At 66.2% G+C, this 4,932-nt stretch carries 5 protein-coding genes and 1 pseudogene; 4 read left to right on the top strand and 2 right to left on the bottom strand.

The window, feature by feature from the left end:
- Positions 1-231, top strand: a pseudogene (locus I6U14_RS01025) (recombination factor protein RarA); the annotation flags it as partial.
- Positions 232-292: 61 nt separating this feature from the next.
- Here the strand turns inward: I6U14_RS01025 and I6U14_RS01020 are convergent.
- Together I6U14_RS01020 and I6U14_RS01015 are read right to left on the bottom strand one after the other, a co-directional pair.
- Positions 293-730 (bottom strand): DUF29 domain-containing protein, encoded by a 438-nt coding sequence (locus I6U14_RS01020; RefSeq protein ID WP_296896148.1) that lies wholly within the window; start codon positions 728-730, stop codon positions 293-295.
- Between the two features lie 198 nt (positions 731-928).
- On the bottom strand, positions 929-1,270 hold the full coding sequence (locus tag I6U14_RS01015) for a CU044_2847 family protein (protein ID WP_296896146.1): 342 nt from the start codon (positions 1,268-1,270) through the stop codon (positions 929-931).
- A 228-nt stretch (positions 1,271-1,498) separates the two neighbouring features.
- On the opposite strand from I6U14_RS01015, the gene leuC reads away from it, so the two are divergent.
- From leuC to leuB, 3 genes are all read left to right on the top strand, one after another.
- Positions 1,499-2,911, top strand: coding sequence for a 3-isopropylmalate dehydratase large subunit (gene leuC / locus I6U14_RS01010; RefSeq protein WP_296896144.1), 1,413 nt, complete (start codon positions 1,499-1,501; stop codon positions 2,909-2,911).
- Positions 2,912-2,980: 69 nt separating this feature from the next.
- Positions 2,981-3,622 (top strand): 3-isopropylmalate dehydratase small subunit, encoded by a 642-nt coding sequence (gene leuD, locus I6U14_RS01005; RefSeq protein ID WP_296896150.1) that lies wholly within the window; start codon positions 2,981-2,983, stop codon positions 3,620-3,622.
- A gap of 100 nt (positions 3,623-3,722) precedes the next feature.
- Positions 3,723-4,811, top strand: coding sequence for a 3-isopropylmalate dehydrogenase (leuB, locus tag I6U14_RS01000; protein WP_296896142.1), 1,089 nt, complete (start codon positions 3,723-3,725; stop codon positions 4,809-4,811).
- Positions 4,812-4,932: the final 121 nt, after the last annotated feature.

Genomic DNA, 4,932 nt, shown 5'->3' with positions numbered 1-4,932 from the left:
AACGGGCCGACCAAGCGCATGAAGGCGCTCGGCCCTGGGGCCGCCTATCGTGACGCCCAGGAGGAGTCGGACGCGGACGCTGCCGGGGAGGGATACTTTCCGGACGGCATAGAGGAGCGGCGCTATTACCAGCCCGTGGAGCGGGGGCTGGAGATCAAGATCCGCGAGAAGCTGGCGCGGCTCAGAGCGCTGGACCGGGCCGCCGGTAAGGCGAGCGACGGCGAGGCCTAGCGCGCGGGCTCGTTCCCCGATGCGCGACACCGCGTGAGCGGTGTCGCGAGGCAGCTTGGCATCACGGCCCCTCACCGAGGCAATCGGCCAGGTCGTAGATCCGCTCGCTCGGGAACCTGTCCGGGTCGAGCCCGGCCTCCCGAATGGCCCAGTCCCGGCCGTCGTCCCAGGCCGATTCGAGGATCTCGGCCAGAATGGCGGGGTGGCGCAGCCCCGGGTTCTTTGCCATCAGACGCGCCACCTGCCGTCGTTGCGTGGCGATGGAGTTGCGCCAGCTCTTCTCGTTGGTCGGCGTGCGCTCGGTTTGCACCTGAAGCTTCAGCAGATGCGCGACGATCACCGCAAGCCGTGACGCCAGCGCGCGTTGCTCCGAGCGCCCCATCTCTTCCACTTCCTCGGCTAGGTGCTTGCGGTCGATGCGGCCCAGATCGCCGGCGCGTATCGCCGAGGCTTGCTCTTGGGTCCACGAGAAAAAGTCCTGCTCATACGCGGTGCTCATTGGATCGGCCTGCGATTGTCGAGGATGCGACGATGATAGCCGAAGCGAATATAAGGTTAGAAAACATCATGCGCGACACCGCGGGAGTGGTGTCGCGAGGCACAGCCACACCAGTGGTCGGGTTACGACCTGACAGACTCACCCGACCTGCCCGGCTGCGTCCAGGCTGAGGGCGCCTCGGCATGCCGGTGGCTCAGGTCAGTCCTCGCGCTTCCATTTGGCGGTGACCTTGACCGAGCCCGTGGCAGAGCCGGTGACGATGACGGGGATGGGCTGGGTCTCGCCCTTGAAGCCGATGCTGACTTCCATGGCCCATTCATGGGGCGACTGCTCGACGAGGCTTGCGTGGACGTTGCGGGCCATGGCGCCGATGCTGTTGCGCAGCATGGCCATGGCATCGTCGAGCTTCTCGCCCATACCGGTGGGCTCGGCGCCGGCGGGCAGGTTGGCGTGGTAGCCGGGGGCGGCGATGTCGGCCTGCTCCACTTCCACCAGGATCTGGCTGCCGTCGTCCAGGGTCAGGGGTTTGATGCGGATCATGCGGGGCGCTCCGGTCTTAAGGTTGGCTGGGTTTGGACGGTGCGGAGCATAGTCGAAGGGGGGCGGAGTGCGGGAGTGCGGGAGTGCGTGGTGCGGAGTGCGGGGTGCTGGGTGTGCGACCGCACTTCGCACCGCGCACTTCGCACTTCTTCCCGCACTTCGCACTTTTCTTCCCCAGCCCGCCGCGATAGGCTAGCCGGCTTCGCATCCGTCCCCGAGATCGACCCGATGCCGACCCCCCGTACCCTCTACGACAAGATCTGGGACGACCATGTCGTCCGCACCGACGAGCATGGTACGTCGCTGCTGTACATCGATCGGCAGCTGGTGCACGAGGTGACATCGCCGCAGGCGTTCGAGGGCTTGCGGCTCGCCGGGCGCAAGCCGCGGCGGCCGGAGACACACCTGGCGGTGCCGGATCACAACGTGCCGACGACGGACCGGCATCTCGGCATCACGGACCCGATCTCGCGCATCCAGGTGGAAGCCCTGGAGGCGAACTGTCGGGAATTCGGCATCCAGCTCTTCGACATGGCGGACAAGCGCCAGGGCATCGTGCACGTCATCGGCCCAGAGGAGGGCTTCACGCTGCCGGGCATCACCATGGTCTGCGGCGATAGCCACACCTCGACCCACGGCGCCTTCGGGGCGCTGGCTTTCGGCGTTGGCACCTCTGAGGTCGAGCACGTGCTGGCAACCCAGTGTCTCCTGCAGAGGAAGTCCAAGTCCATGCTGGTGAGCGTGGACGGGGAGCTCGGCCGGGGCGTGACGGCTAAGGACATCGTGCTCGCCATCATCGGCGAGATCGGCACGGCAGGTGGCACTGGTCATGTCATCGAGTACGGCGGTGATGCCATCCGCGCGCTCAGCATGGAAGGGCGCATGACGGTCTGCAACATGTCCATCGAGGCCGGCGCCCGCGCCGGCCTCATCGGCATCGACGAGAAGACCATCGACTATGTCCGCGGCCGGCCCATGGCGCCGCAGGGTGAGCTGTTCGAGCAGGCCGCTGAGCACTGGCGGAGCCTCAACTCCGATCCCGGCGCCGAGTACGACCGCGTGGTGCACATCGACGCCGCGAGCATCCGCCCCCAAGTAACCTGGGGCACGTCGCCGGAGATGGTGCTGCCTGTCGACGGCAGTGTGCCCGACCCGGCGGAGATTGCCGATCCCGTCAAGGCCGGCAGCTACCGCCACGCGTTGGCGTATATGGGCCTCACACCCGGTACGCCGCTGGCCGAGATTCCGCTGGACAAGGTCTTCATCGGCTCCTGCACAAACGGGCGCATCGAAGACCTGCGCGCGGCCGCCGAAGTAGCTAGAGGCCGCAAGGTGGCCGATTCCATCAAGCTCGCGATGGTCGTGCCCGGCTCCGGTCTGGTAAAGGAGCAGGCGGAGGCCGAAGGACTGGACCGGATCTTCACAGAGGCGGGCTTCGAGTGGCGCGAGCCGGGCTGTTCCATGTGCCTTGCGATGAACGCCGACCGCCTCGAGCCCGGCGAGCGCTGCGCCTCCACCAGCAACCGCAACTTCGAAGGTCGCCAAGGGCAGGGTGGCCGCACCCACCTGGTGAGCCCGGCGATGGCCGCGGCCGCCGCCATCCATGGCCGCTTCGTCGACGTCCGGGAGGAGGGCGCCTAGTTCGCCAGATACCGCGCGGGACGCAACCTGACGACCGTTCAATGACTCCTCTAGGTTCAAGTCATGCCCATCAAGCCCTTCGAGAACTTCCGCGGCGCGGTGCTGCCGCTGGACCGTGCCAACGTGGACACGGACGCTATCATCCCGAAGCAGTTCCTCAAGTCCATCAAGCGCACCGGGTTTGGGCCGAACCTGTTCGATGAGTGGCGCTATCTGGATCGGGGCGAGCCGGGTCAGGACTGCTCCAACCGCCCGCTGAATCCGGACTTCGTGCTGAACGACCCGAAGTATGCGGACGCGACCATTCTGCTCACGCGGCACAACTTCGGTTGCGGGTCGTCCCGGGAGCATGCGCCCTGGGCGCTGGCGGATTATGGCTTCAAGGTGCTCATCGCCCCAAGCTTCGCGGACATCTTTCACCAGAACGCCATCAAGAACGGGCTCCTGCCCATCGTGCTGGATGAGGCCATTGTTGACCGGCTGTTCCAGCTCGCCACCGACAGCGACGAGCCGCTCACCATCGATGTGGACCTGCAAAACCTGACGCTCGACGCAGACGGCCACGGCACCATCGAGATCGACATCGACCCCTTCCATCATCATTGCCTGATCCATGGCCTCGACGACATCGGCCTGACGCTGACGCATGCCGACGACATCGCGGCCTATGAGGCGCGTCGGCAGAACGAGGCGCCCTGGCTCTTCGCTTGATGGCAGCGCGTATCCGCCGGACCCGGGCGTATGCGCCGTTATGGCACCGGCGGCCGGCGCCGGTCCAGTGCATTCTTGATCCACCCACGAGGGAGACGCTTTGAGCAAGCAGATTCTGATTCTGCCCGGTGACGGCATCGGCCCGGAAATCGTCGCCGAGGCGGTGAAGGTGCTGGACTGCCTGCGTCACGACTTCGGCCTCGCCATCGAGACCGAGCAGGCGTTGGTGGGCGGCTCGGCCTACGACGCCGAGGGCCATCCATTGCCGGAGGCAACGCTCACGGCCGCGAAGGCGGCCGACGCCGTTCTGCTCGGCGCCGTCGGCGGGCCCAAGTGGGAGCCGCTCGACATCTCGGTGCGCCCGGAGAAGGGGTTGCTCGGGCTGCGCTCGGAGCTCGGGCTGTTTGCAAATTTGCGCCCGGCCATTCTCTACCCGCAGCTTGCCGATGCTTCGACGCTGAAGCCGGAGGTGGTCGCGGGGCTCGACATCCTGATCGTCCGCGAGCTGACCGGCGGCATCTACTTCGGCCGTCCGCGCGGCATCGAGACGCTGAGCTCCGGTGAGCGCAGGGGCATCAACACTCTGGTTTACACGGAGTCCGAGATCGACCGCATCTGCCGCGTCGCTTTCGACCTCGCGATGAAGCGCGGCAAGCGCGTTTGCTCGGTGGACAAGGCCAATGTTCTGGAGTGCACTGAGCTGTGGCGGGAGGTGGCGACGCGGGTGGGCAGCGAGTATCCGGAAGTGGAGCTCAGCCACATGTACGTCGACAACGCCGCCATGCAGTTGGTGCGGGCCCCAAAGCAGTTTGACGTGATGGTCACCACCAACATGTTCGGCGACATACTCTCGGATTGCGCTGCCCAGCTGACAGGCTCCATCGGTATGCTGCCGTCGGCGTCGTTGAATGCCGAGGAGAAGGGCATGTACGAGCCAATCCACGGCTCGGCGCCGGATATAGCGGGCAAGGACGTCGCCAATCCGCTCGCCACCATTCTGTCGGTGGCCATGATGCTGCGCTACTCGCTGGACGAGCCGTCGCATGCAGATCGCATCGAGCAGGCCGTCTCCACCGTGCTGGACCAGGGGCTGCGCACTGCGGATATCGCCGGCGCGGGAACGCAGACCGTCGGCACGGCGCAGATGGGGGACGCGGTTGTTGCGGCGTTGAGGGTGAGTTCCGCGTGACGAGGTTAGAGTGATGAGGAGTGCCGGGGGCGACAACCGGCCCCGCCCCTCGCCACTAGCCCCTCGAACCCTGGCTCTTTTCACCACCTCACAACCCACGAGACTAAGGACGAACTCGTCA

Origin of the sequence: Thiohalocapsa sp. (assembly GCF_019695415.1) — a bacterium.
GTDB lineage: Bacteria > Pseudomonadota > Gammaproteobacteria > Chromatiales > Chromatiaceae > Thiohalocapsa.
Note: the sequence above shows the minus strand (reverse complement) of the source record. Positions and strands in the feature narration are given on the sequence as shown.

Excerpts from the sequence above, each read along its gene's own strand:
- I6U14_RS01020 (WP_296896148.1), bottom strand. The coding sequence starts at position 730 with ATGAGCACCGCGTATGAGCAGGACTTTTTCTCGTGGACCCAAGAGCAA.
- leuC (WP_296896144.1), top strand. The coding sequence starts at position 1,499 with ATGCCGACCCCCCGTACCCTCTACGACAAGATCTGGGACGACCATGTC.
- I6U14_RS01015 (WP_296896146.1), bottom strand. The coding sequence starts at position 1,270 with ATGATCCGCATCAAACCCCTGACCCTGGACGACGGCAGCCAGATCCTG.